The 24,518-nt window shown below is 62.2% G+C and carries 24 protein-coding genes; 15 read left to right on the top strand and 9 right to left on the bottom strand.

Going from position 1 to position 24,518, the window contains the following annotated elements; all coding sequences use genetic code 11:
- Positions 1-161: 161 nt before the first annotated feature.
- From G3O01_RS37210 to G3O01_RS37200, 3 genes are all read right to left on the bottom strand, one after another.
- Positions 162-1,460, bottom strand: a complete 1,299-nt coding sequence (locus G3O01_RS37210) for an SUMF1/EgtB/PvdO family nonheme iron enzyme (RefSeq protein WP_205812002.1) — start codon at positions 1,458-1,460, stop codon at positions 162-164.
- A gap of 178 nt (positions 1,461-1,638) precedes the next feature.
- Positions 1,639-2,313 carry a helix-turn-helix domain-containing protein gene (locus G3O01_RS37205; RefSeq protein ID WP_205812006.1) on the bottom strand — a complete coding sequence of 225 codons (675 nt, stop codon included), beginning with the start codon at positions 2,311-2,313 and terminating at the stop codon, positions 1,639-1,641.
- Between the two features lie 249 nt (positions 2,314-2,562).
- On the bottom strand, positions 2,563-3,042 hold the full coding sequence (locus G3O01_RS37200; RefSeq protein ID WP_205812001.1) for a universal stress protein: 480 nt from the start codon (positions 3,040-3,042) through the stop codon (positions 2,563-2,565).
- A 268-nt stretch (positions 3,043-3,310) separates the two neighbouring features.
- Between G3O01_RS37200 and G3O01_RS37195 the strand changes: the two genes are divergently transcribed.
- Together G3O01_RS37195 and G3O01_RS37190 are read left to right on the top strand one after the other, a co-directional pair.
- Positions 3,311-4,000: a FadR/GntR family transcriptional regulator gene (locus tag G3O01_RS37195; protein WP_205812000.1), complete on the top strand. Its 690-nt coding sequence runs from the start codon at positions 3,311-3,313 to the stop codon at positions 3,998-4,000.
- Positions 4,001-4,142: 142 nt separating this feature from the next.
- Positions 4,143-5,651 carry an MFS transporter gene (locus G3O01_RS37190; protein WP_205812005.1) on the top strand — a complete coding sequence of 503 codons (1,509 nt, stop codon included), beginning with the start codon at positions 4,143-4,145 and terminating at the stop codon, positions 5,649-5,651.
- A 23-nt stretch (positions 5,652-5,674) separates the two neighbouring features.
- Here G3O01_RS37190 and G3O01_RS37185 read toward each other — a convergent pair whose 3' ends face one another.
- On the bottom strand, positions 5,675-6,262 hold the full coding sequence (locus G3O01_RS37185; RefSeq protein WP_205811999.1) for an acyl-homoserine-lactone synthase: 588 nt from the start codon (positions 6,260-6,262) through the stop codon (positions 5,675-5,677).
- A 142-nt stretch (positions 6,263-6,404) separates the two neighbouring features.
- Between G3O01_RS37185 and G3O01_RS37180 the strand changes: the two genes are divergently transcribed.
- A complete protein-coding gene (locus G3O01_RS37180) occupies positions 6,405-6,737 on the top strand; it encodes a helix-turn-helix transcriptional regulator (protein ID WP_205811998.1) in 333 nt (110 codons plus the stop codon).
- On the opposite strand, the gene G3O01_RS37175 is transcribed toward G3O01_RS37180, so the two are convergent.
- Positions 6,721-7,425, bottom strand: coding sequence for a LuxR family transcriptional regulator (locus G3O01_RS37175; protein WP_205811997.1), 705 nt, complete (start codon positions 7,423-7,425; stop codon positions 6,721-6,723). The genes G3O01_RS37180 and G3O01_RS37175 overlap by 17 nt on opposite strands.
- A gap of 571 nt (positions 7,426-7,996) precedes the next feature.
- On the opposite strand from G3O01_RS37175, the gene G3O01_RS37170 reads away from it, so the two are divergent.
- From G3O01_RS37170 to araD, 8 genes are all read left to right on the top strand, one after another.
- Entirely contained in the window at positions 7,997-8,938 is a 942-nt protein-coding gene (locus tag G3O01_RS37170; RefSeq protein WP_205811996.1) for a dihydrodipicolinate synthase family protein, read from the top strand.
- An 81-nt stretch (positions 8,939-9,019) separates the two neighbouring features.
- Positions 9,020-10,600, top strand: a complete 1,581-nt coding sequence (locus G3O01_RS37165) for an aldehyde dehydrogenase (NADP(+)) (protein ID WP_205811995.1) — start codon at positions 9,020-9,022, stop codon at positions 10,598-10,600.
- Between the two features lie 117 nt (positions 10,601-10,717).
- Positions 10,718-11,668: an SMP-30/gluconolactonase/LRE family protein gene (locus G3O01_RS37160; RefSeq protein WP_205811994.1), complete on the top strand. Its 951-nt coding sequence runs from the start codon at positions 10,718-10,720 to the stop codon at positions 11,666-11,668.
- Positions 11,669-11,916: 248 nt separating this feature from the next.
- A complete protein-coding gene (locus tag G3O01_RS37155; RefSeq protein ID WP_205811993.1) occupies positions 11,917-13,107 on the top strand; it encodes an extracellular solute-binding protein in 1,191 nt (396 codons plus the stop codon).
- Positions 13,108-13,248: 141 nt separating this feature from the next.
- Complete coding sequence (locus G3O01_RS37150) at positions 13,249-14,328, top strand: ABC transporter ATP-binding protein (protein ID WP_205811992.1); 1,080 nt, start codon at positions 13,249-13,251, stop codon at positions 14,326-14,328.
- The gene (locus G3O01_RS37145; protein ID WP_205811991.1) at positions 14,325-15,206 is read left to right on the top strand and encodes a sugar ABC transporter permease; all 882 of its coding nucleotides are present in this window, start codon (positions 14,325-14,327) and stop codon (positions 15,204-15,206) included. The genes G3O01_RS37150 and G3O01_RS37145 overlap by 4 nt, the downstream gene beginning before the upstream one ends.
- The gene (locus G3O01_RS37140) at positions 15,206-16,111 is read left to right on the top strand and encodes an ABC transporter permease (protein WP_180731342.1); all 906 of its coding nucleotides are present in this window, start codon (positions 15,206-15,208) and stop codon (positions 16,109-16,111) included. Before G3O01_RS37145 ends, G3O01_RS37140 begins: the two co-directional genes overlap by 1 nt.
- 8 nt (positions 16,112-16,119) lie before the next feature.
- Positions 16,120-17,871, top strand: coding sequence for an L-arabinonate dehydratase (gene araD, locus G3O01_RS37135; protein ID WP_205811990.1), 1,752 nt, complete (start codon positions 16,120-16,122; stop codon positions 17,869-17,871).
- A 73-nt stretch (positions 17,872-17,944) separates the two neighbouring features.
- On the opposite strand, the gene G3O01_RS37130 is transcribed toward araD, so the two are convergent.
- Complete coding sequence (locus G3O01_RS37130) at positions 17,945-18,550, bottom strand: short chain dehydrogenase (protein ID WP_205811989.1); 606 nt, start codon at positions 18,548-18,550, stop codon at positions 17,945-17,947.
- Positions 18,551-18,733: 183 nt separating this feature from the next.
- The gene (locus tag G3O01_RS37125; RefSeq protein WP_205811988.1) at positions 18,734-19,183 is read right to left on the bottom strand and encodes a DUF3005 domain-containing protein; all 450 of its coding nucleotides are present in this window, start codon (positions 19,181-19,183) and stop codon (positions 18,734-18,736) included.
- Positions 19,184-19,471: 288 nt separating this feature from the next.
- Between G3O01_RS37125 and G3O01_RS37120 the strand changes: the two genes are divergently transcribed.
- The 4 genes from G3O01_RS37120 (at position 19,472) to G3O01_RS37105 (ending at position 22,671) form a co-directional block, all read left to right on the top strand.
- Entirely contained in the window at positions 19,472-19,705 is a 234-nt protein-coding gene (locus tag G3O01_RS37120; protein ID WP_007586604.1) for a hypothetical protein, read from the top strand.
- Between the two features lie 160 nt (positions 19,706-19,865).
- The gene (gene epsC / locus G3O01_RS37115; RefSeq protein ID WP_205811987.1) at positions 19,866-20,798 is read left to right on the top strand and encodes a serine O-acetyltransferase EpsC; all 933 of its coding nucleotides are present in this window, start codon (positions 19,866-19,868) and stop codon (positions 20,796-20,798) included.
- Positions 20,799-20,838: 40 nt separating this feature from the next.
- A complete protein-coding gene (locus tag G3O01_RS37110) occupies positions 20,839-21,651 on the top strand; it encodes an AraC family transcriptional regulator (protein WP_205811986.1) in 813 nt (270 codons plus the stop codon).
- Positions 21,652-21,750: 99 nt separating this feature from the next.
- Entirely contained in the window at positions 21,751-22,671 is a 921-nt protein-coding gene (locus tag G3O01_RS37105; protein WP_205811985.1) for a DMT family transporter, read from the top strand.
- A 141-nt stretch (positions 22,672-22,812) separates the two neighbouring features.
- Here G3O01_RS37105 and folE read toward each other — a convergent pair whose 3' ends face one another.
- Both folE and G3O01_RS37095 read right to left on the bottom strand, forming a co-directional pair.
- Positions 22,813-23,487, bottom strand: coding sequence for a GTP cyclohydrolase I FolE (folE, locus tag G3O01_RS37100; RefSeq protein WP_205811984.1), 675 nt, complete (start codon positions 23,485-23,487; stop codon positions 22,813-22,815).
- 72 nt (positions 23,488-23,559) lie between these two features.
- Positions 23,560-24,483: a LysR family transcriptional regulator gene (locus G3O01_RS37095; RefSeq protein ID WP_205811983.1), complete on the bottom strand. Its 924-nt coding sequence runs from the start codon at positions 24,481-24,483 to the stop codon at positions 23,560-23,562.
- Positions 24,484-24,518: the final 35 nt, after the last annotated feature.

Here is a 24,518-nt window from a genome sequence, read left to right as displayed (position 1 = left end):
CCGATGATAGTGCGGATTGCCCGTGTGAAAGTAGGTAATCGTCAGGCTCCTTACCCAGACAAGACCCCGCCCTCAAAAGCGGGGTCTTGGCGTTTCTACGGCCGGAAATTAACGGCCGTGCCTCGAATGCAAAAGGTGGCTTTTCGAGCCACCTTCGATGCTTACTCAGCCGCAGCCTTCACACACCTGAACCCTGCATAAACATGCTGATACCGCGGCTGAAACCAGTTGCGGAAAGTCGGACGCAGCATGCATTGTGCGGTACGAGCCGAGCCGCCCTTCAGCACGTAATGCTGACCGTCGTAGAAATTGGCCGAGTAGCCGAGATAGAACGGAAACGCTTCAAAGCCCGGTAGTGGTTCGAATAGCGACGACGTCCACTCCCATCCATTCCCGTACATCCCCTCGGCACCGAATGCGCTGACATTGTCCGGCGCCGCATCGACTGCTTGCGGATCCCAGCTGCGAAAATCGTAATTGCCTGACGGCGCGTGCGGCACGCCCTGCGCAGCGCGTTGCCATTGCGCCTCCGTGGGTAACGCCTTGCCCGACCAGTGCGCGTAAGCAGCCGCTTCAGCATGACTCACATAGGCAGGCCAATCGGGTGGCAGCGGGATATCGTCGAACATCGTACGCAAGGTCCATTCGCCGGCTATATCCTGCGACCACGTCACGGGATGCGCAATGCCCTCCGCTTCCTTCCATGCCCAATCCTTATCGGTCCAGTACGCGCGATTTTGATACCCGCCCGCGTCAATAAACTCACGGAACTGTGCATTGGTGACCATATAGCGATCGATATCGAACGCTTCGACCTGCATGCGCTGTTCGCCGAATTCATTGTCCCAGCCAAAGCGCCCATCTTCTTTCTTCATGCCGAGCGTGACTTCACCGGCACTCACACGCACCATCGGCGAACCACGGACATTTCGTGGCGCCTGAGCAGCAGAACGAACACCCGCGGGCGCCGCCTTCATCTCCAAAGGCAACTGATGCAGCATGTACGCGAGCGTTTCAGCGTGCATCAGCCGATGCTCGATGGCCACATGCATCAGTTGCTCAGGCGAACCTGTTGCCATGCCGCCGCTGCCGAACTCGTACGCGGTAAGACGCGCATCAATCTGCTCGCGCGCTTTCTTCGCGTAGTCACGCACGACATCAATAGAAGGCCAATCGGAAGGTTGATCCGTCGGAAAACCGCCATCGACGGGATCGATGCCGAACGCAAACAGCGTGTCGAGTTCGGGCGCGAACGCCGGCAGCGGACACAGGCGCTCATCGAAGAGATTGCGATCGAAAGCTTCGAGATGGCCGATGTAGAACACGATCCGGTGGCGCTCACGGATCGGGCGTTCATAGAGAAATTCGGGTTTGACGACCGCGAACAGCGCGTCGGTGACGCGGCGCGCATCGGCGAGACGTTGGGCCAGCGGGTGTTGCGGAGCAGGGTCGCGATTCATTCGCTGGGTCTCCTCGTGGGAACAGCAAGCATCTTTGCACATGACGAGTGCAGGGTGTCGAGGAACCCGCTCTCGTCGAGAAGGATAGTCTTGAACTGTACCGCAGCCGCAGAAGACGTGCCAGGCGGATGCGCGCGGGTGTCGTGCGTGACGAAGCCGCGCGCTGGAGCTTGATGGATCAGGCGTTCGTCGATGCGCCGACCTGACGCAAGCCTTCAGGGTCGATGATATGAATGAAGCGGCCTTGCGCGTCGATCAGTCCGCGTTTTTGAAATCTTGACAGGGTGCGGCTCACGGTTTCGAGCGTCATGCCGAGATAGCTGCCCATGTCTTCGCGCGTCATCCGCAGATTGAATTCCGCCGATGAATAACCGCGCTGCGCGTTGCGCTCGGAGATGTCGATCAGGAATGCCGCCACGCGCTCGTCAGCGCTCAGCGAGCCGAGCACCATCATTTGCGCGGCCTCACGCACGATTTGCTCGCCCATCAGCTTGTGCAGCCGTTCCTGCATCGAGCCGATTTCGCGGCACAGATGCTTGAGCGCCGAGTAAGGGATGATGCACACCGAGCTGTCTTCCAGCGCGACCGCGCTGCACGCGTGTTTGTCGCTGCTGATGCCGTCGAGCCCGAGCGCCTCGCCCGCGATCCGCAAACCCGTGACCTGTTCGCGTCCGTCGCGGTGAGCCATGACCGTCTTCATCGATCCCGAGCGCACGGCGTACAGATTGTCGAATGCGTCACCCGCACGGTACAACGCCTCGCCGCGACGCACTGCACGTGCCGTGCAGATCAACGCCTCGAGCTGCGGCATGTCATTGGCGGCCACGCCCTGCGGCATGCACAGATGGCGCATCGAGCACGACGAACAGCGCGCGGAACTGCGCGCGGCGCGTTGCGTGGAGGAGGCCGGACTGCGGCGAGCGCGGGCGGGGGTAACTGCGGCGGTAACAGCGATGGGATTGAGCATGGGACCAACCGGCGTAAAAAGGGTGACAACCGATTGTCCCACTCGATGCGCGCGCAACCAGGCGACAAAGTGACGCGTCGCCGCATCGATTCCCTTTGCGCGGCGTCACGATTGCCACCGGAACTCGCGTGCGGCTCAGGCCTTCGCTTGCTCCTCCGCTTCGTCGCCGCCCGCAGCGGACGGAATCAGCAGCACGGGTAGCGTCGACTGGCGCACGCAACGCTCGGCCACGCTGCCCAGAATCAGTCGTTGCATGCCCCGCCGGCCGTGCGTGCCCATCACGATCAGGTCGGCATTGAAATCGGCTGCGGCGCGCAGCACGAGGGTCGGCACGTCGTCGAACGATGTCGCTTCACCGACCGCGATATCGCCTGATACGCCGCTTGCGCCCATCGCTGCCGATAGCTCCGCCGTCAGTTCCTTGCCCTGCTCGACCAGCCGGTTGCGCAGGATGGAGGGATCGTAGCCGGGCGCGTCGAAATACATCGGGGTGTTCTCGACGGCGTAGAACGCGCGCAGCGTCGCGCCGAGCTTGCTGGCCAGATTCAGGGCGCCGTCGAATGCGCGACGCGACGTATTGCTGCCGTCGACTGCAACGAGGATGCGTGTGTACATGATGCCTCCGTGTATTGAAGCGATGTGAATGTGTCCCGATTGCGCTTTCAGCTTAAATGATTGCCGAAAAAGCCGTCATTTCGACGGCGTAAATGCAGATGTCAATCAATGGTTTGTCAAATTTTGCTGTCGGGCGCGAGCTCGTTCATACTGGCGGCATGCGCGCAAAACGTGCGTTCGCGGCTTGAACTTGCCGCTGTTTCGCCCGGTGCCCGGCGTTATTTGCCTTACAATTCAAATCTACTCTGACAAGCCGCTTCCCTCGACGATGAACGAGCGCAAATCGACCGGTCTGCCGGACAAGATCTACGGCGACATCCTCAATCGCATTCTCGAAGGCGAGTACAAGGAAGGCGAACGTCTGCCGACCGAGCATGCGCTCGCGGAGCGTTTCGAGACGTCGCGGCCGACGGTGCGCGAGGCGCTGGCGAGACTGCGCGCGGATGGCATCATCGTCACGCGGCACGGCTCGGGTACCACGGTCGCGCGTCGTCCGGATCCGGACGTGCGCCGCTTCGCGCCGCTGGAGACGCTTTCGGACATCCGGCGTTGCTACGACTTTCGCATCGTCACGGAATCGGGCGCCGCCGAGCTCGCCGCGCAAATGGCCGAAGCCGACGACATCGCCGCGATCCAGCACGCGTGGGACGAGCTGGAGCGCGTGATCGAAACGCAGGGCATCGGCGCGAAGGACGATTTCGCGTTTCACCTGGCCGTTGCGCGGGCGTCGAAGAACCAGTTCTTCATCACGATGATGTCGTTTATCGAAGAGCAGATCGTGTTCAGCATGAATCTGTCGCGCAACCTGTCGCTGGTGAAGACGCTCGAGCGTCAGCGGCTCGTGCAGGCCGAGCATCTGGCCGTGCTCGAAGCGATCCGCAGCAAAGACGCCGCCGCCGCGGGCCTTGCGATGCGCCAGCATCTCGAGCGTGCGCGCGACCGGATGTTCGGCTCCTGACCTCTTTTGCCTCGCCGGGCCGTCCTGTTTCGTTCGCGGCCCTTCCTTCTCCCTCTGATCTGAAAATGCGGCGCGCGCTGCGCCGCATCGCAACGAAGTGAATCCTTCCCGTCCTCTCGCTTTTCGCGACGCGCTGCTGGCCATGCTCGGTATTGGTCTGGTCAACATGCTGGTCGCGCTCGATCAGACGGTGGTCAGCACGGCTTTGCCGTCGATCGTCGTCGAACTTCACGGTTTTGAGTATTACGCGTGGATCGCGAGCGCCTATCTGCTCGCGTCCGTGGTCACGGTGCCCGTGTTCGGGCGGCTCGGCGACTATTTCGGCCGCAAGTATTTCGTGATTACGGCTGTGATCGTTTTTACCGTGGCGTCGGTGCTGTGCGGACTCGCGTCGAGCATGCCGTTTCTGGTGTTCGCGCGCGGGCTGCAGGGCGTAGGCGGCGGGATGATGGTCGGCACGGCATTCGCGTCGATCCCCGATCTCTTTCCTGATCCGCGCACGCGCGTGCGCTGGCAGGTCGTGCTGGCGGCGGCGTACGGTATCGGCACGGCTGCGGGCCCTTCGCTCGGCGGCTGGCTTAGTCAGCATTTCGGCTGGCGTTCGACCTTCCTCGTGAATCTGCCCGTCGGTGCGCTCGCGCTGTATTTTATCTGGGCGCACCTGCCGTACTACCGGCGCGAGCGGACGGGCGACGTTCGCATCGACTGGGCGGGCGCGGTGCTGGTTGCGCTGGTGCTGGGTGGCTTGCAGACCTTTATCGAAGCAGTGCCGAAAGACGGTCTGAGCACGGCCAACCTGATCCTCGCCGTGCTGGTCGTGGTGGGCGCGGCAGCGCTGCTCGTCTGCGAACGCCGCGCGACCCATCCGATCGTGCCGCTCGATCTCTTCAAGGACCCGCAACTCGTGACGCTATTCACGCTGTCGGTGTTGTCGGGTTTCGTGATGTTCTCGCTGATCTTCTTCGCGCCGCTGTTGCTGCAGGGCGGCTTCGGGCTGTCGCCGCAACAGGCCGGCCTGCTCGCGACGCCGATTGCCGCGTGCATCGCGCTCGGCAGCGTGATCAATACGCGCATTGTGATTCACATGAAGCGGCCGACGGCGATCCTGACGATCGGCTTCAGCCTGCTGGTGGCCGCGTCCGTGGGCATCGCGCTAGCCATGCCAACGACGCCCCATCTGTATCTCGAACTGTCGATGGGTGCCGTCGGCATCGGTCTCGGCTTCATCCTCAACAATCTGAACGTGTTCGGCCAGGAAATAGCCGGACGCGAACGCCTCGGCATCACGACGGCGCTGCTGCAATCGACGCGCATGGTGGGCGGCATGCTCGGCACCAGCATCGTCGCGACGATCGTCAACCGGCGCTATGCGTCGGGCGTGGAAGATTCGTTGCGCGTGCTCGGGGAAAGCGTCGCGTCGACATGGCGGCCCAAACTCGCCGACCCGCGCATTCTCGTCGACGAAAACCTGCGCGACTCGCTGCTCATCGAACTGAAGCGCGCCGGCCTGGAAGGCCCGGCGCTGTTCGACGCGGCCCGTCACATGCTGGTGCAGTCGATTCACATCGGCGTCGTGCTGACGGGCTGCGCCGCGCTGGCGGCGGCGCTGCTCGTGCGCCGGATCTCCCACATCACCTTCCGGCGCAGCTAGGCGCTTTCTGCGGCACGCTTCGATCAGGCCGCCACCGGCATCGGCTTGCAGACAGCCGCGCGGATCGCGTCGACGGTGATGTCGAGCGCGATCGTGCGTTCGACGCCGATCTTCACCGGCGGCCCGAGTCGCGTCACCTCGATACCGGTGCGTTTCAGCATCCGTTCGATCGCCACCGTGGTCACCGTCACGTAGCGTGTAATGCCCATCCGGTCCGCGAATGTGACCAGTTCGTGGATCGCGTGCATCGTCAGATCTGCAAAGCCAAACGTTTGCTCTCGATCCGTTTCGATAGCAAAGCGGCTCAATTCCCAAATATGCCGTCCGAGTGGTGCGGCTTGACCGTCGAGCAATTGCGGGAACGTGTCCTTGAGCATGTTCGGGCCTTCCGTCGGCATGAGCCGCCAGCAGCCGCGCACATGCCGGTCGGCGTCCTGAATGAGCATGTAGTACGGTCCGAGCGCGTCATAGCCGTCGATCTCCATGCCGGCGATGGTCGGAACATCCCATCCCATCCGGTCACGAAAAACCCGAGCGCGCAGCCGATACATCTCGTTGATGTGGTTGTTGTCGAACTCTTGCCGTGTGCCAATCCGAATCGCCGTATGCATGGTGTGCTCCTTACGTGGTCGCGGTACGCAGGAAACCGTATGCATTTCGGATAAAAAAAACACCTACTCACCTGGATAGGTGCTCTGTCCGTCTGAAGATTACAAAATTGAGATGAGGGCCACTCACCAGGGAAAAAACATCATGGAACTTCAAAATCATTGGCAAGCGGGTGTTCACGCAAACGTTCAACCGACCGTTCAGAACCGCGGCACGGACCCTTCGTCCGGCGTCGACCGCGTACTGATCATCGCGTACCGCAAGAAAAAGAAAGAGAGCCAGCGTCAGTTCTGGGCGCGTTTCGGCGTGACGCAGTCGCGTGGCAGCCGATTTGAGTCGGGTGCAGAGATTCCGGCACCTGTCTCGATCCTGCTGGGCCTGTATTTCACGAAGACGGTCACGGACGGCGATCTGGGCAGGGCAGAGAAGGTGCTGCACAACCCGGAAGCGCGTGAACTCATCAACCTGGATCAATAAGGCCGAGCTGCGTTGCAATCACGGCCGCTGCGCGCCGTGAGTTCACGCCGAATTTCGTGCGAATGTTCTTAAGGTGGAAGTTCACCACGGCTTCCGAGCAATTAAGAATGTGCGAAATTTCCCACGTGGACTTACCGCGCGCAGTCCATTTCAGGCACTCCTGCTCTCGCGGTGTGAGCTTCGGCACCAACGCCTGCGTGTGAGCATTCAGGTGCGGCTGGCTCGTGTCGATGACAAGGTCGCGCAACAGCACCAGGTTGGGCAGCACGACATCGAGATGACGCCAGAAGTCGTCGCTCGGGTTATGGTCGTTGACGAAGCAGATCAGACCCGATTCCTGTCTCGGCCCGTGGATGGGCAGACTGACGCCTGCGCGCAAGCCATGCGCGCGGGCTTCCTCATACATGGTCTGCGCCGGATAGGACGTGAACAGATCCGGCGACCATATCAGCGGTGACGACTTCGTCATGCAATGCGCGACGGTCGGATCGATGTGCGCGAACCCCTGCGCGTTGTAGAACTGCCGCCATGATGGCGAGTACGTGCTGCGGATAAACGCGTCTTCCAGCCGCATGCCCGGCCGCGGAAGAATGCCCACCAGCACGCGGTCAAAGCCCCAGCCGTCTGCCAGTCGGGCGACTTCGCGGAACCAGCTGACATCGTTCTCCGCTTCCAGCAACGGGGACATCTGTTCAATGAAATGTTGCGCCAAGGTGCTATCTCTCAGAGTTTGCAGCGGAGCGGGCTTTGGCCATGCCGATGCTGCGGTGACTCATGGTCTTGTTTCGCATCAATCTATCACTATTATTCGCCCGTTAATACGAAATGGCGATAAAGAATTTTGGGCGTGTTTCATTTTCGGCTCAAAATCGCGGTGCACCGCCATTGTCGATTAATTGCGCTTCCGCAATTCTCCATCAAATGCCGCAAACTCGCTCCTGGATTGGCTTGCAGGCGAGCTAATAAGCCGGATGGCGATAGGGTTTTGCACGGTTTTGAATCGGTATTAAATACGGTGTGATCTCGAAAATCGGAATAGATTACGAAACGTTTGATTCAAACCTGTCGGCTTTTTTACGCGTTGTCATACCAGAATTATTAAAGGTCAAAACTGCGGCGCAACACGCAGGGTCTTATTTCGTATGAAGAAAGCCGTGTTCATGCGGATTGGGTCGATGATTCTGCCTGTCATAGTTGTTTGACAACTTGGTTGGGCAATGCTAACTTGCCTAGTGATCGTCTTTGCCGCGAGACACCCAGTGAACGTATCCCCGATCGTCGAGAGCGAGTTTTCTGCCAGCGTGATGGCGGTGCCGCCGCTTGCGCGCCGTGCCGACCTGACGCTAGATCCCGCCGAAAACCAGAAGCTGATTGGTCATATCGAGGCGGGCGGGGTGCGTACGCTCCTATATGGTGGCAACGCGAACCTTTATCACGTGGCTGTCAGCGAATACCGCGAGTTGCTGGACATGCTCGCGGCGCTCGCCGGGCCCGCCACGCGCGTGATTCCCGCCATCGGTCCGGATTATGGAAAGATGCTCGATCAGGCGCGTGTGCTAGCGCAGACACCCTATCGGACGGCGATGGTCTTGCCGCTGGCAGGCTTTACCACGCCCGAAGGCGTCGAAGCCGGACTCACGCGCATCGCCGACGCCGCTGGCATCCCGCTCACGCTGTACGTCAAAAGCGAGAACTATGTGGACGTCGACACGCTCGCGCGGCTTGTCGATCGCGGCACACTGGTTGCTGTGAAGTACGCGATCGTGCGTGACGATCCTTCGCGCGACGACTATCTGCGCCGGCTTCTCCAGAGCGTGAGCCCGGCACAGGTGATTTCGGGAATGGGCGAGCGGCCCGCGCTCGTACATGTGCGGCAGTTCGGTCTGGCCGCGTGGACGACGGGCTCGGGATGTATCGCGCCGCGTGCGGTGATGGCGTTGTTGCGCCGGATCAAGGCGGATGACGAAGAAACGGCGCAGCGTCTGTACGACGTGTTCATGCCGCTCGAAACCCTGCGCGACGACATCTCGCTGATCCGCGTGCTGCATGACGCGGTCACGTTGTCGAAGCTCGCGAACATGGGGCCGATCCTGCCGTTGCTGAGTTCGACGCCGCCCGAGCATCGTGCGAAGATCGAAGCTGCGACGCTGGCCTTGCTCGACTTTGAGCGCCGTCTCGCGGAATCGTCCGCCCATTCGTGACGTCGCACTCTCACTATCTGGATTCCCGGCCGCGCGATGCGACATGATCGCCTGTCGCGCAGCCATCGAAAGGAGCTGGACATGCAGATTACCGGAGACATGCTGATCGGCGCGGCCGAGGTGCGTGGCACCAAAGGCACGCTGCGCGCGTTCGACCCGGCGCGCAATATGGAAATCGAACCTGAATTCGGGGGTGGCAGCGCAGCCGAGGTCGACCGCGCGTGCACGCTGGCCGCGCTCGCCTTCGATTCGTACCGTCAGACCTCGCTCGAAATCCGCGCGCACTTTCTCGAAACCGTCGCCGAGAACATTCTCGGCCTCGGCGACACGTTGATCGAGCGCGCGCAGGCCGAATCGGCGTTGCCCAAGGCGCGGCTCGATGGTGAACGCGCGCGCACCGTCGGGCAACTGAAGCTGTTTGCGTCGCTGGTGCGCGAGGGCCGCTGGCTGACCGCGACGCTGGATTCCGCTCAGCCCGATCGCAAGCCATTGCCGCGTCCCGACTTGCGCTTGCAGAAAATTCCCGTTGGTCCTGTCGGCGTATTCGGAGCGAGCAATTTTCCGCTCGCCTTTTCTGTAGCTGGCGGCGATACGGCGTCTGCGTTTGCGGCAGGCTGTCCTGTGGTCGTGAAGGCGCATCCGGCGCATCTCGGCACTTCCGAACTGGTGGGCCGCGCCATTCAGAAAGCAGTCGCCGATTGCGGCCTGCACGAAGGCGTGTTTTCGCTCGTGCTCGGCGGGGGCAATGAGATCGGCGAAGCGCTCGTCCAGCATCCGGCGATCAAGTCGGTCGGCTTCACGGGCTCGCGGGCGGGCGGCCTTGCACTCGTGAATCTCGCGCAAAAGCGTCGCGAGCCGATTCCCGTATTCGCGGAGATGAGCAGCGTCAACCCGTTTTTCGTTCTGCCCGGCGCGCTCGCGAAGCGCGCGGAGCAGATTGCGACGGGATTTATTGAATCCGTCACGCTCGGCGTAGGACAGTTCTGTACCAATCCTGGCCTCGTATTGATACTCGACGGTCCGAACAAGCAGATTTTCATCGATGCCGCCGCGAAAGCGCTCGCGCAAAAAGGCGCACAGACGATGCTCACGCCGGGCATCGCGCGTACCTATCAGGGCGGCATTACGCATCGCACCGAGCAGCGCGGCGTGCAGACCATTGCGCGTGGCACGTCGTCGGATGCGACGTGCGCAGCGTTGCCTGCGCTGTTCCAGACGTCCGCGATGCAGTTTCTGACGTCCGCGGAACTCGAAGACGAGATTTTTGGGCCGACTTCGCTGATCGTCACCTGCGCCGACATCGACGAAATGGTGAAGGTCACCGAGTACCTCGAAGGCCAACTCACGGCGACGCTCCAGATCGAACCGGAAGACTACGACATCGCGCGGCGCCTGCTGCCCACGCTCGAGCGCAAGGCCGGCCGCATTCTCGCGAACGGCTATCCGACGGGCGTCGAGGTATCGCATGCGATGGTGCATGGCGGCCCGTTCCCGGCGACCTCCGATCCGCGCGCGACGTCGGTCGGCGCGACGGCGATCGAGCGCTTCCTGCGGCCGGTCTGCTACCAGGATCTGCCTGCGGATCTGCTGCCGCAATCGCTGCGCGACGACAATCCGCTCAAGCTCTGGCGTTTGCGCGACGGAAAGCCGGTGCAGTCTTGAACGCTCGCCGCGTTCGTTTGCGATATCTTCTGCAGCAGCGACCTTAACAACAACCAGTCACCACCGCGAACGCCGGGCGTCGATCATTCGACGCCCGGCGTTCTCTCTGACCGCGCCATGACCGACATCCTCCATCAAAATCAGCGCCGCTATCCCGACCCCTCCATCCGCAGTTTCGATCCCCGCTTTGACGCATTGCGTCTCGCCTCGGCTTCCGTCGAATGCCTGTATCAGGGCGCGCGCTGGTCGGAAGGGCCCGTATGGTTCGGCGACGGCCGCTACGTGCTGTGGAGCGACATTCCGAACAACCGGATCCTGCGCTGGGATGAAGAGACGGGCGCCGTGACGCCGTTTCGCCGGCCGTCGAACAACGCGAACGGCAACACGCGTGATCGCGAAGGGCGGCTCGTTACCTGCGAGCATCTGACGCGGCGTGTGACGCGCACCGAATACGACGGTTCGATCACCGTGATCGCTGATCGTTACCAGGGCAAGCGCTTCAATTCTCCGAACGATGTGGTCGTGAAGTCGGATGGCTCGATCTGGTTTACGGATCCGTCGTTTGGCATCGACAGTTTTTACGAAGGCGAGAAGCAGGAGCCAGAACTGCCGCAAAACGTGTATCGCGTGGATGGCCAGACGGGCGAAGTCACGATGGTTTGCGATGAGGTGATCGGGCCGAACGGGCTGGCGTTTTCGCCGGACGAGTCCGTGCTGTACATCGTCGAATCGCGCTCGAAGCCACGCACGATCCGCGCGTTCGACGTTGCCGGCGATGGGCGGACGCTTTCTAACAATCGTGTGCTGATCGATGCGCAACAGGGCACGCCGGACGGTTTCCGCGTCGATACCCACGGCAATCTGTGGTGCGGTTGGGGCATGGGCACCGACGAACTGGACGGCGTGCGCGTGTTTTCACCGCAGGGCGAAGCGCTTGGCCATATCGCGCTGCCGGAGCGCTGCGCGAACGTGTGCTTTGGCGGCAGGCATCGCAACCGGTTGTTCATGGCGGCGAGCCATGGCCTGTACTCGTTGTACGTCAATACACAGGGCGTGCGCGGCGGCTGAAGTTGCCTAACAAGTTGTATCTCGGTGTTCTCCCTATGCCGAATGGCCGAGTCGGAAAAATTCGCGGAAACCCTTACCATAAAAGGATTTGAAGAATATGAAAGGTGATCGCGCAATGAACTCGTCAAGCTAGAATTTGCTTGACATCATGCGCGCCCGTTCGTTATGTTTCACTGACTAGCAGCCCGTAGTGCGTCAGCGCCGCATCCCGTCGGCGGACGTTCCATACCAAGAGGCGAGGAGACGAAATGGCTTTTTCTGGCAAGTTGTCAGCAAAGTTGCCGCTGAAAGTGGCGGCACTGTGCGTAGCAGTCAGCGCGGCAGTGGCAGGATTCACAACAACGGCGCATGCGGCGGATGCCGTTACGCTCAATATCGTCGACGTAGCCGGCGATCTCCAGTTGACCCAGAAGGGTTTCGAAGCCTTCAAGGCCAAGTACCCGAATCTCGTTTCCAACATCACTTATACGAACGCGCCCGCCCCGCAGTTGCCCGGCAAGATCAAGGCGATGCAGGCGGCCGGCCGATCGGATATCGATCTCGTGCTGACGGGCACCGACGCGCTCGCCGCCGGCATCGAGCAGAACCTGTGGGTCAAGCTGCTGCCTGAGAACAACGCAGCCTTCCCCGGCGTGCTCGACAAGTACGCACCTGGTCCGCGCAAGATGCAGGATCTCGCGCAGGGCTTCGGTCTCGAAGTCGCCTATATGCCGGCCGGTCCGCTGATCGAATACAACCCGGCCAAGGTCAGCGATCCGCCCAAGACGCCGGATCAACTCCTGCAATGGTGCAAGGCACATCCGAACAAGCTGATCTATGCGCGTCCGGCCAACTCCGGTCCGGGCCGTACGTTCCTGATGGGCCTGCCGTACGTGCTCGGCGACAAGGATCCGAAAGATCCCGTCAACGGCTGGGATAAAACCTGGGCGTTTCTCAAGCAGCTGAATGACTGCATTCCTTATTACCCGGGCGGCACATCGGCGGTGATGAAGGAACTGGGCGAAGGCACGCGCGACATGACGGTTACCGTGACGGGCTGGGACATCAACCCGCGCGCGCTCGGTATCGTGCCGGCTGAGTTCAAGGTCCAGGCCTTCGACAACATGACGTGGGTGAACGATGCACACTTCATGGTGATCCCGAAAGGCGTGCCGAAGGAAAAGCTCGACGTTCTCTACAAGCTGATGAATTTCATGCTCGAGCCGGCGCAGCAGGCCCTGACTTACGACGACGGCTATTTCTATCCGGGCCCCGCCATCAAGGGCGTGACGGAAGCGCAAGCGCCCGAGCACAGCCAGGAAGTGCTGAAGAAGTTCGGCCGTCCGGAATACGCGAAACTGCTTGCCGATCGTCCGCACGTTCAGCCGTTGAGCGCAGCGGCGATGGTCGCGGCGTTCCAGAAGTGGGACCGCGAAGTGGGCGCGCAAAAGACCAAATAAGCTCATAACAACGCATACCCATCACCGCGCAAAGCGGAGCAGCCGGTGCTGCGCATGGCGTCCATGACGCCTTGCGCGCATCGGTGATCGTACGGCGCGTCGCCCGGCGGCGCGGCCTTGCAACATCGTAGGGAAGCGATCATGAAGCATCAATTTGAACAGTTGCGCCTCGAGTCGGTCAGCCGCAGTTTCGTGAATACCGAAGGGCAATCAGTGGCGGCGTTGCAGGGGCTCGATCTGAATATCCGCCGCGGCGAATTCATCGCGCTGCTCGGGCCTTCGGGCTGCGGCAAATCGACGGCGCTGAACTGCATCGCGGGTTTGCAGCCGCTGTCGGGCGGCGGCATCTGGCTCGACGAAAAACGCATCGACGTGCTGCCGCCCGAAAAGCGCGGCTTCGGCATGGTGTTTCAGAACTACGCGCTGTTTCCGCATATGTCGGTGCTCGATAACGTTGGTTTCGGCCTGAAGATGCGCGGCACCTCAAAGGCGGAAACGGTGAAGCGCGCGCGCGATGCGCTGCAACTCGTGCAACTGGTCGGTCATGAGAAGAAGCTGCCGGGCCAGTTGTCGGGCGGCCAGCAGCAGCGCGTCGCGATTGCGCGCGCAATCGTCATCGAACCGCCGCTCATTCTGATGGACGAGCCGCTCTCGAATCTCGATACCAAGCTGCGCATCGAAATGCGCGCCGAGATTCGCCGCATTCACACCCAGCTGGATCGCGCGACCATATACGTGACGCACGACCAGGACGAAGCGCTGTCGATGGCCGACCGCATCGTCGTAATGAAAGAGGGCGTCGTGCAACAGGTCGCGACGCCGAAGGAAGTCTATGGGCGTCCGAAGAATCTGCATGTCGCGCGGTTCATGGGTTATCGCAACGTGCTGCCGTTCACGCTCGAAGGCACGCAGGGCGAAGGTGTCGCAGTCGAGGCGAACGGCGTGCGTCTGATCGGTATGGCGATGGACGGCTTCAACAGCAAGCGTGTTTCCGTCGCTCTTCGTCCCGAAGATATGGAGCGTGCCGCGCCCGGCTCGGAGAATGCATTCGACGCTCAGGTCACCACGGTCGAATACGGTGGCCGCGATTCGCTGATTCGTGTGAAGAGCGCGTTCGGCGAATTGTGGGCGCGCGTCGCGGGTGAGTTTGCCGAAGGCGAGCGCGTCACGTTGCGCGTGCCGCCGTCACGCACGCTGGTCTACGACGGAGAGCCGTCATGAGCACGCTCACGCCCGCGGCGAGACCCGCCGCGCCGCGCGACGGCAAGGCGTGGCTCGTGTCGCCCGCGTTGCTGTTCATCCTCGCGCTATTCGTCTATCCGTTTGTCTATGGTCTCGCGTTGTCCTTCAGTCCAATGGAAGGCGGCGGCATGTGGGCGAACTACGCGAAGTTCTTCAGCGACACGTCGATGTGGCCGACCATCATCGTCACGCTGAAGCTCGCCGTGCCGGCAACGTTGATCAACGTCGGCGTGTCGGTGCCTGTCGCGTTTGCGCTTCGCCGTCCGTCGCCGTATCAGAAGTTCGTCACCACGCTGCTCGTGATTCCCGTCACGCTCGGCACCGTGCTGATCGCCGACGGCATGTTGACGTACTTCGGTCCGAATGGCTGGTTTCCGCAAACGTTGCAAGGGCTGCATCTCTATACGGATGAAGTGCGGCTCACGCATAACTTCTGGGGCGTGTTGATTTCGCTGGTCGTGTCCGGGTTTCCGTTCGCGTTTCTGCTGACGCTGTCGTACGTGACGGGCATCGATCCGACGCTCGCGAGCGCGGCGGCGACGCTTGGCGCGAGCCCGTGGCAGCAGTTCCGGCAAATCTATCTGCCGCTGCTGGTGCCGGGTCTCACGATGGCCGCGTGTCTGTCGTTCGTGCAGGCGTTTTCGGTGTTTCCATCGGCCGTGCTGCTCGGTGCGCCCGCGGGGCCGACGCGCGTGATGTCGATTGCCGCTGCCGAAGCAGCATTCGAGAACTACGATTACTCACTGGCTTCGGCGATCGCAATCGTGATGGGTTTCGTGCAACTGGTGATCGTCGCCGCGATGCTCGGCGCGCGCCGCTTCTTCTACACTGGACCGGCGACAGGAGGTAAAGGCTGATGGCTACCGATCATCAGGTCGCGCATCCGTGGCCCGCTGCGCCGCAAGGGCAGTCGGTGAAATCGATGAAACCGCATGTCAGTTTGCGTGACCGTATCTATAAGGCGCTCGTCTGGGGCGCGATGATTTTCTTCCTGCTGAATATCGTGTTGCTGATCGCGACGGTGGCGGTCAATTCGATCGCGACGCGCTGGTTCGGCACCCTGCTGCCGCAGGGCTTCACGTTGCATTGGTACGCGCAGGCCTGGAGCGACTTCCAGCTTGCGGCGGTGCTGTGGGTGACGGTGGAAGTGGTGGGCGCAGTGGTCCTGCTTTCAATTCTGCTTGGCGTTCCCGCCGCGTACGCGCTCGCCCGCGTGCAGTTTCGCGGCAAGCGTTTCGCGATGCTCGTGTTCCTGCTGCCGTTGATGGTGCCGCCCGTCACGTACGGTATTCCGATGGCGACCGTGATGTACAAGATCGGTCTCGCTGGAACCTTGAGCGGTGTGATTCTCGCGAACCTCGTGCCCGCGCTGCCATTCGTGATTCTCGTGATGACGCCGTTCATCGAGCAGATCGATCCGAATCTGGAGTCGGCGGCGCGTATCTTCGGCGCGAATACGTTCCGCTATTTCCGCTATATTCTGCTGCCCTTGCTGGTGCCGGGCATGCTCGCTGCGGGTCTGCTCGTGCTGGTACGCACGATCGGCATGTTCGAGCTAACGTTCTTCACGGCGGGGCCGGCGACGCAGACGCTGGTCGTCGCGTTGTACTACGCTGTATTTTCAACGGGCGTGCGTGCGCCGCAGTCGATCGACGCGATGGCGATGATCTACATGGCGATCACGCTGATCTGGGTATTGATTGCGCTGCAGTTCGTGAGCCCGACACAGATCGTGTCTCGCGTGAAGGAGCAGCGCCGGTAGGAGTCGAAGTGTCGAACGATCAGACGAAGAAACGGAAGTCCCCCGAAGAACTGCGCAGCCATCGCTGGTATGGCGTGAACGATCTGCGGTCGTTCGGCCATCGCTCGCGTACTGCGCAGATGGGTTACAGCCGCGAAGAGTACGCGGGCAAACCTGTCATCGCGATCCTCAATACGTGGAGCGAGATGAACCCGTGCCACACGCATTTCAGGCAGCGTGTGGAAGAGGTCAAGCGCGGTATCTGGCAGGCGGGCGGCTTTCCGATCGAATTGCCGGTGCAGACCTTGTCGGAGCCGTTCCAGAAGCCCACGACGATGCTCTACCGCAACTTCCTCGCGATGGAAGCGGAAGAGACGCTGCGCTCGTATCCCGCCGACGGCGTCGTGCTGATGGGCGGTTGCGACAAGACCACGCCTGCCCTGCTGATGGGCGCGATCTCGATGGACCTGCCGACAATTTTCCTGCCCGCCGGCCCGATGCTGCGCGGCAACTGGAACGGCGCGACGCTCGGCTCCGGTTCGGACACGTGGAAATACTGGGCCGACCTGCGCGCGGGCAAGATCACGGAAGAAGACTGGCAGGGCGTTGAAGGCGGCATTGCGCGCTCGCCGGGCCACTGCATGACGATGGGCACGGCATCGACGATGACGAGCGCTGCCGAAGCACTCGGTTTCACGTTGCCGGGCTTCGCATCGATCCCGGCGCCAGACTCGCGTCACGCGCAGATGTCCGCAAAAACGGGCATGCGTATTGTCGACATGGTGTGGGAAGACCTGAAGCCATCGGACATCCTCACCGAGAAATCGATCGATAACGCAGTGACAACCTGTCTCGCGCTGTCAGGCTCGACCAATGCAATCGTGCACATGATCGCGCTCGCGCGCCGCGCCGGCATGCAGCTCACACTCGACCGTTACGACAGCATTTCGCGTCGCACGCCGGTGCTGGCCAACATCCGGCCGACGGGCGCGTATCTGATGGAAGACTTTTACTACGCGGGCGGCCTGCAGGCGATGCTCGCGGAACTGGGCGATCTGATCGACCGCTCGCAGAAAACCGTGAATGGCAGGACGCTCGGCGAGAACCTCGAAGGCGTGCAGATCTTCAACGACGAGGTGATCCGCCGCCGCAGCAATCCGTTGATGCCTGATAACGGGCTGGCCGTCCTGCGCGGCAATATCGCGCCCGATGGCGCCGTCATCAAGCCGGGCGCCGCCGAGCCGCATCTTTTGGTGCACACGGGCCGCGCGGTGGTGTTCAAGGACTACAACGACATGGCCGCGCGCATCGACAGCGAAGCACTCGATGTGACGGCTGACTCTGTGATCGTGTTGCAGCATGCCGGTCCTGTCGGGGCGCCTGGCATGCCCGAATGGGGCCAGTTGCCGATTCCGCAGAAGCTGCTGAAGCAGGGCGTGCGCGACATGCTGCGCATCTCCGATGCGCGCATGAGCGGCACGAGCTACGGCGCATGCGTGCTGCACGTGGCGCCGGAGTCGTTCATCGGCGGGCCGTTTGCGCTGGTGCGCGACGGCGACATGATCGAACTCGATGTGCCGCAGCGCAAGCTGAACGTGCTGGTGTCGGATGAAGAGCTTGCGCGCCGCAAGGCCGGGTGGGTCGCGCCCGCACCGCGTTTCACGCGCGGCTACGGCGCGATGCATCAGGTGCATGTGCTGCAGGCCGACAAGGGTTGCGACTTCGACTTCCTGCAACGCGATGGCGCGAGCGCGGGGAAGGGCGAACCGGAGATTCACTGAGCCGCTACCGTTCGCTCAATGAAAAACGAGCGCACGACAAGGTGCGCTCGCCAACAGACATCAATCGAACGTTTCAGTACCCGACGCGATACACACGTCCCGTCTGCGCGCCTTCGACACTGCGCAGATACGCTTGTGCCGCCTTCTTCGCATCGACGGGCTCGAAGCCGCGGAAGAATGGCGCATAGCTTTCCATCGATTCCATCAGCACCGTCGGGCTCACCAGATTGATGCGGATGTGACGCGGCAATTCGATCGCCGCGCCGCGCACGAAACCTTCGAGTGCCAGGTTCACTGTCGTTGCGCTGGCGCCGAGCTTGATCGGTTCGTCGGCGAGAATGCCGCTTGTCAGCGTGAACGATCCGCCGTCGTTCACATACTTCTGTGCAGCCAGCACGACGTTGACCTGTCCCATCAGCTTGTCACGCAGGCCGATCCAGAACTGCTCGACGCTCATCTCGGGCAGCGGGCCGAAGTGGACCTTGCCCGTCGTCGTGACGACGCCATCCACTTTGCCGATTGTCTCAAACAGCCGTTCGACACTCGCCGGGTCCTTGCTGTCGACCTGGTGCGCGCCGCGTGTCGCGCCGACTTCGATCACTTCATGCCGCGCTTTCAGTTCAGTGGCGACGGCCTGGCCGAGCGTGCCCGTGGCACCGATCACGACGATTCTGCTCATCTGCTGCTCCGTGAATGAAATTGTGCCGATTGTGCTGATCGTTTCAATTGCGAAAAAGATGACCATGCGACGGAGTCATGAAACCAGCAGTTTCGAATCGCGCACACGACACCTCGCGTGAGAACGGCATGGCGCGATGTGCCGCATGACGACACATCGCGCCACAAAGACAAAGATGAGCGCTTACTCGACGCGCTCGAGTTCGATCACACGCATCGGCCGCTGATGATTGAGCGCGAAATGCATGCGTCCGCGCATGCGCTCACCGGCAAGCGTTCGCGTTTCGTGAAAGCGGTCATCGAAATGCTCGGCGGGCTCGGGCATCGTCATGCCTTTATCGATCAGGCGATAGCCCGGCTCCAGCGCAAGCAGCAGATGGTTTCCGCCGATGCGGCTGTCGAAACCCGCCAGCGCCGCGAACGGGTTGACGGGCACGCTGTTGACGAGCGATGCGTTGGTCGTTGTGATTTCATCGGGGCCGATGGGCGCATGGCCCGCAATGCGCGCGGCTTCGTGATTCTTGCTGTCGGTGTCCACGGTGCTGTCGTGCGTGCGGTCGTTGTGCATCTCGGCGCTGCGGGCAACGCTGCTTCCTGATTGCGTCGCAGGGATCTTCCGGGTGTTGAGGCTCATTTTGATGCCCTCCTTGACTCGTGCCTTCAAAGCATAGGACGTGAGCAAAAGTCGTTCCGCGTGAGCGCACGATCACCTGGCGAACCACGCGCGACGGCACTTCGGGCAACCCGCATTTTTTTACTTATTTTTTTGGTGGACGCCCTTTTCCTACAGAGTATGATTCTGGTTCGAGTGCAGCAACGAACACACAACAGCTTGACGGCGTCAAGTGTCGCAGACTCTTCCGGCACACGGCATCGCACTCGCAAAAGGACCATCTATGAGGCAGTCAGGGGCGGGTGACTCATGCACGTTGATGCTGCATTCACACATCGTGGCTACTTGCTGAACTGCGCGCCAGCGCGTGCGGGCGATGGAACTTGGCAACCTTATGTCGTGGTATCGCGCTCCAGCGATGGCGAACTCGTCGCCAACCGCTTCTTCCCCACCGACCTCCGCTTCACCGACGAAGCCGCTGCTATCGCGCATGCCCGCGACTGGGCCGTGCGCTGGATCGATGCAAGCAGTATGACCGTGTAACGCGGTATTTTCTACGCACTCCCGCGCATGCGGCGGCCCGCACTGCATGAGCCGTTCCTTATGCGAATCGCAAGCGTGCCCGGCGGCGCGTTCAGAAACGCGGTAATCTCTGGGGACAATTCACTTTCGCCGCGCTTCGCGCGCGGCTGCCGTCCTCGCCATGTCAAACGTCTCTTCCCACAACTGGGGCCTCGAACAGATCGTCGCCGAATTGCGCGCGTCGCGTGAAGAACTGCATCGCACGCGCCATCCGCGCGGCATTCGCGAACTGCCGTCGCGCGACGGCGTGATCAACATCGTTGCCGGCTTGCGCGCCGCGCTGTTCCCGACGCACTATGGCGCGCCCGATCTCACCGACGAGAGCGTCGACTATTACGTTGGCCATACGCTCGAAAGCACGCTTCGTTTGCTGGCCGAGCAGATTCGCCGCGCGTTGCGCTTTCTGCCCGAGCACGCGGAGACGTCGGACGCCGATCTGAGCGCGCGCGCGTTCGATGTCGCGCGTCAGTTCGGCAAGCAGTTGCCGGGCATCCGCGCGTTGCTGGTCAGCGATATCCAGGCGGCGTATGTCGGCGATCCTGCCGCGCAGCACATTACGGAAATCCTGCTGTGCTATCCCGGCGTGTGGGCGATGACGCATCACCGGCTCGCGCACGCGCTGCATCGGCTCGGTGTGCCGCTGCTCGCGCGCTTCATCAACGAGATTGCGCATTCGGCGACGGGCATCGATATTCACCCCGGCGCGCAGATCGGCCCGAGCTTTTTCATCGATCACGGCACGGGCGTCGTGATCGGCGAAACGGCGATCATCGGCGAGCGCGTGCGCGTCTATCAGGCCGTCACGCTCGGCGCAAAGAGCTTCGCCGCCGATGGCGACGGCACGCTCGTGAAGGGCAACGCGCGTCACCCGATCGTCGAAGACGACGTCGTGATCTACGCGGGTGCGACCATTCTTGGACGCGTGACGATCGGACGCGGCTCGGTGATCGGCGGCAATGTGTGGCTCACGCATAGCGTGCCGCCGGGCAGCAGCGTGTCGCAAGGCAAGATCCGCGAAGGTGAGCGCGGGCGCAACGACGAAGGGCGGCGCTGATGCGCGCGTCGTTGCATCGGCTGCGGGAGCGCGTGCAACGATGAAACCGCGTGGGCGCGTCCAGATGCTGCGTTGTGCGATCGTCGGCGTCGAGGCGACCGTCGCGCATACGACGCACTCGTTTGCGCGTCATTCGCACGATCGATTCGGTATCGGCGTCGTGGTGGCGGGCGGGCAACGCTCGGCGAGCGGGCGCGGCCCGGTCGAAGCGCGTGCAAGCGATGTCATCACGGTCAACCCAGGCGAAGTACACGACGGCAGTCCGCTCGACGAGCGCGGACGCGCGTGGCGTATGCTGTACTTCGAACCTTCGCTGGTCATCGACACGCTCGCGGAATGCGGGCATCCGCGTTCGCAGGACGTAGAGTTGACGCGCCCCGTGCTCGACGATCAACAACTGTCGATGTATTTCGCGCGCCTGTTCGCGGTTGCCGTGCACGACGCAAACGACAACCTCGCTTGCGAAGAAGCGTTGCTGGCGATGTTTTCGCATGTGGGGCGGAACTGTGTCACGGCATCGGCGCGCAAGCTGGAAACCATCGGTTCTGTCGCGCGCGCCAAAGGCCGCATCGATGACGATCCCGCGTCGGCAACGACGCTCGCCGAACTGGCAGCCGAAGCCGGCATGAGTCGCTTCCAGCTGTTGCGCAGTTTCTCGCACGCAGTGGGTCTGCCGCCGCACGCGTACCGGATGCAGCGCCGCGTGTTGCTGGCGCGGCAGTTGATCGCCGGTGGAACAGCGCTCGCGGACGCGGCAGTTTCCGCGGGCTTTGCCGATCAAAGCCACATGACGCGCGCGTTCGTGCGCCTTCTGGGCATCACGCCCGCAAGCTACGCGGCAGCCGTCCGCTGAGCGATTCCTCGCCGCGCGCCAGCGCTGCAATAACGTTCAAGACCACGCGTCGGCGTGGCCCGTACGCTCTCCGTGCATCGTTTGACAGGAGGCGACGGAATGAACACGCGTTACACGGGTTATGTCTACTGCGCGCTGGCGATGGTCGGCGTGGGCACCACCGTCATCGTCAGCAAGACGATAGCGGGCGGCCTGCCGCCGTTCTCGGCGACGGCGCTGCGCTTTGCGATTGCGTTTCCTGTTTTCGTCGCGATGATGCGTGTGCAGACAATGCGCTGGCCGAAGCTCGATACGCGCGACACGCTGCTCGTGATCGCGCAGGCGGGGGCGGGGAGCGTCGGCTATACGGTCTGTCTGATCGGCGGCATGCGCCTCGCGTCGGCGGCCGATGCGGGCGTGATTGCGGGCACCTTGCCTGCCGTATCGGCGGGATTCGCTGCGCTTGCGCTCGGCGAGCGGCCGTCGCGCACGTTGATCGGCGCTATTGCGCTCGCGACGTTGGGCGTGCTGGCCTGCACGGTACGTATCGAAGACGTTTCCGCCCCGCGTGGTGCGCATTCGCTGCTGGGTAATGCGCTGGTCTTTGCGGCGATCGTCTGCGAAGCGCTTTTTATTCTGCTCAACCGCAAGCTGCGCACGCCTGTCGCGGCGTTGCCGCTGTCGGCGCTGATGAGCGGAATCGGCTTCGTGGTCGCCATCGTGCCCGCCTGCTTCGAACAGCCGTGGCGCATCCCGTTCGATGCCAACCTTGTCGGCGCGCTTGCAGGCGTCGTCTATTACGCGCTCGTGCCGACTGTGCTGGGCTTCGTGCTGTGGTACGCGGGCGCGTCGCGCATCAGCGGCGCGGAGGCCGGGCTCGTGACGGCGCTCGTGCCTGTATCGACGCTCGCGCTCGCGGCAGGCTTGCTGCACGAGCCGATCAGCCATGCGCAGATGATCGGCGTCGCGTGCGTGCTCGCCGCAGTGTTGCTCGCTACGTTTGGGCGGTTACGATCGGCGGGGATTGGGGCGAACGCCTGATTGAGCGCGTATCAGCGGTAAGCGCTCAAAGCATCAGATTTTGAGGATTGTTCTGACGTTAATCAGAATAACTAAGGTTGAACAGGCGAGAGCGATGCCAAAGCCAGCGGGTCGCAAACAGACCCGCTTTCAACAAACCGATTACGTATTCGCGACGCTAACCGAAGTCGGGCTGTGGACGATCGACAGAAACTCACGACGGGTGGACGGATCCGTGCGGAACGTGCCGAGCATCCGCGACGTCACCATCTCGACGCCCGCCTTGTGCACGCCGCGCGTCGACATGCACTGATGCGACGCTTCGAGAATCACGCCGACGCCCTTCGGCTGCAATACTTCGTTGAGCGTATCGGCGATCTGCACGGTCATCTTTTCCTGAATCTGCAGACGCTTGGCGAACGCATCGACGAGCCGCGCGAGCTTCGAAATGCCGACCACGCGATGCTCCGGCAGATAAGCCACATGCGCGCGCCCGATGATCGGCACCATGTGATGCTCGCAATAGCTCTCGAAGCGGATGTCCTTCAGCACGATCATTTCGTCGTAGCCATCCACTTCGGAGAACGTGCGGGCCAGGATGTCACGCGGCTCGACGCTGTAGCCCGCGAAAAATTCTTCATACGCCCGCACGACGCGCGCCGGCGTATCGATCAGCCCTTCGCGCTGGGGATTGTCGCCGGCCCAGCGCAGCAGCGTGCGCACGGCTTCCTCGGCTTCCTCGCGGGACGGCCGGCCGGGTGCGTCGGCGGGCGTTGTTTTCTTCGTGTTCATCCTTCGCTCCAGTTCCAGTAATACGCGCATCGCACGTTGGCGCATTGTTCCATGTTTCGCAGCCCTACGCCGAGCAGGGATATACGCCGCGCCGCTTGCCGGTGGCCTATGCCGCCGCTACTTCGGCCATTCGTCCTTCGCATCGTTGAACAGTTCTGCGACAACGCTGCGCAGCCAGCTCGCGCGCGGATCATTATGGAACTTGCGATGCCAGTGCTGGCGCAAATCGAAGCGCGGCAGCGGCAAAGGCGGTTCGACCAGCGTGATCGACGCGTGTTCCGACACATAGGCGAAGCCGATCGCGTGCGGCACCGTCGCGATCAGATCGGTACGCGCGAGGATGAACGGCAGGCTCATGAAGTGCGGCGTCTCCAGCACCGCGCGGCGGCGGATGCGCTTTTTTTCCAGAAACTGCTCGAGCACTTCCTGGCTGCGCCCTTCGGCACGCACGACGGCATGCCCGAGACTGATGTAGTGATCGAGCGTGAGCGGCGTGCCCGCAAGCGGATGATCGCTGCGCATCAGGCAGATGAAGCGGTGCGTGAACAGACGCTGCTGAAAGAAGTTATTGCCGGAAAGATCGGGAAAGTAGCCGACGGCCAGGTCGATATCGCCCGATTCCAGCCCGCGCTCGACATGCGCGGGCGGCAGCGACACCGAGCGCAGGTTCGCGTGCGGGGCGCGTTTGGCGAAGAGTTGCAACAGGCGCGGCAGGAACACGATTTCGCCGACATCGGACAGCGCGAGCGAGAACGTATGCGTCGACGTCGCAGGATCGAAGTCCTGCGATTCGAGCATGCCTTTCTCGATGCGCGCGAGCGCTTCGCGGGCGGCAGGAATCAGCGCGAGCGCGCGCGGCGTCGGTTCCATGCCGCGCGACGTACGCACGAAGAGCGGATCGTCGAAGTATTCGCGCAGTTTGCCGAGCGCCGTGCTCACGCGCGGCTGGCTTACGCCGAGACGCTCGGCGGCGCGGCTGACGTTGCGCATGTCTTCGAGCGCGACGAGGTAGGGAATCAGGTTGAGATCGAGTTCGGCCATGCGGTTGCTGGAGCATGCGGCGGTGGTGTCATCAC

Origin of the sequence: Burkholderia sp. Ac-20365 (genome assembly GCF_017104715.1) — a bacterium.
GTDB lineage: Bacteria > Pseudomonadota > Gammaproteobacteria > Burkholderiales > Burkholderiaceae > Paraburkholderia.
This window is presented reverse-complemented; position numbering and strand designations above follow the sequence as displayed.

Coding starts and splice junctions, on each gene's coding strand:
- G3O01_RS37205 (WP_205812006.1), bottom strand. CDS start 2,313: ATGCGCCATCTGTGCATGCCGCAGGGCGTGGCCGCCAATGACATGCCG.
- G3O01_RS37150 (WP_205811992.1), top strand. CDS start 13,249: ATGAAGCATCAATTTGAACAGTTGCGCCTCGAGTCGGTCAGCCGCAGT.
- G3O01_RS37180 (WP_205811998.1), top strand. CDS start 6,405: ATGGAACTTCAAAATCATTGGCAAGCGGGTGTTCACGCAAACGTTCAA.
- G3O01_RS37095 (WP_205811983.1), bottom strand. CDS start 24,483: ATGGCCGAACTCGATCTCAACCTGATTCCCTACCTCGTCGCGCTCGAA.
- G3O01_RS37155 (WP_205811993.1), top strand. CDS start 11,917: ATGGCTTTTTCTGGCAAGTTGTCAGCAAAGTTGCCGCTGAAAGTGGCG.
- G3O01_RS37110 (WP_205811986.1), top strand. CDS start 20,839: ATGAAACCGCGTGGGCGCGTCCAGATGCTGCGTTGTGCGATCGTCGGC.
- G3O01_RS37190 (WP_205812005.1), top strand. CDS start 4,143: ATGCTCGGTATTGGTCTGGTCAACATGCTGGTCGCGCTCGATCAGACG.
- G3O01_RS37195 (WP_205812000.1), top strand. CDS start 3,311: ATGAACGAGCGCAAATCGACCGGTCTGCCGGACAAGATCTACGGCGAC.
- G3O01_RS37165 (WP_205811995.1), top strand. CDS start 9,020: ATGCAGATTACCGGAGACATGCTGATCGGCGCGGCCGAGGTGCGTGGC.
- G3O01_RS37200 (WP_205812001.1), bottom strand. CDS start 3,042: ATGTACACACGCATCCTCGTTGCAGTCGACGGCAGCAATACGTCGCGT.
- G3O01_RS37125 (WP_205811988.1), bottom strand. CDS start 19,183: ATGAGCCTCAACACCCGGAAGATCCCTGCGACGCAATCAGGAAGCAGC.
- folE (WP_205811984.1), bottom strand. CDS start 23,487: ATGCGCCAACGTGCGATGCGCGTATTACTGGAACTGGAGCGAAGGATG.
- G3O01_RS37185 (WP_205811999.1), bottom strand. CDS start 6,262: ATGCATACGGCGATTCGGATTGGCACACGGCAAGAGTTCGACAACAAC.
- epsC (WP_205811987.1), top strand. CDS start 19,866: ATGTCAAACGTCTCTTCCCACAACTGGGGCCTCGAACAGATCGTCGCC.
- G3O01_RS37160 (WP_205811994.1), top strand. CDS start 10,718: ATGACCGACATCCTCCATCAAAATCAGCGCCGCTATCCCGACCCCTCC.
- G3O01_RS37210 (WP_205812002.1), bottom strand. CDS start 1,460: ATGAATCGCGACCCTGCTCCGCAACACCCGCTGGCCCAACGTCTCGCC.
- G3O01_RS37140 (WP_180731342.1), top strand. CDS start 15,206: ATGGCTACCGATCATCAGGTCGCGCATCCGTGGCCCGCTGCGCCGCAA.
- G3O01_RS37105 (WP_205811985.1), top strand. CDS start 21,751: ATGAACACGCGTTACACGGGTTATGTCTACTGCGCGCTGGCGATGGTC.
- G3O01_RS37175 (WP_205811997.1), bottom strand. CDS start 7,425: ATGTCCCCGTTGCTGGAAGCGGAGAACGATGTCAGCTGGTTCCGCGAA.
- G3O01_RS37120 (WP_007586604.1), top strand. CDS start 19,472: ATGCACGTTGATGCTGCATTCACACATCGTGGCTACTTGCTGAACTGC.
- G3O01_RS37145 (WP_205811991.1), top strand. CDS start 14,325: ATGAGCACGCTCACGCCCGCGGCGAGACCCGCCGCGCCGCGCGACGGC.
- G3O01_RS37130 (WP_205811989.1), bottom strand. CDS start 18,550: ATGAGCAGAATCGTCGTGATCGGTGCCACGGGCACGCTCGGCCAGGCC.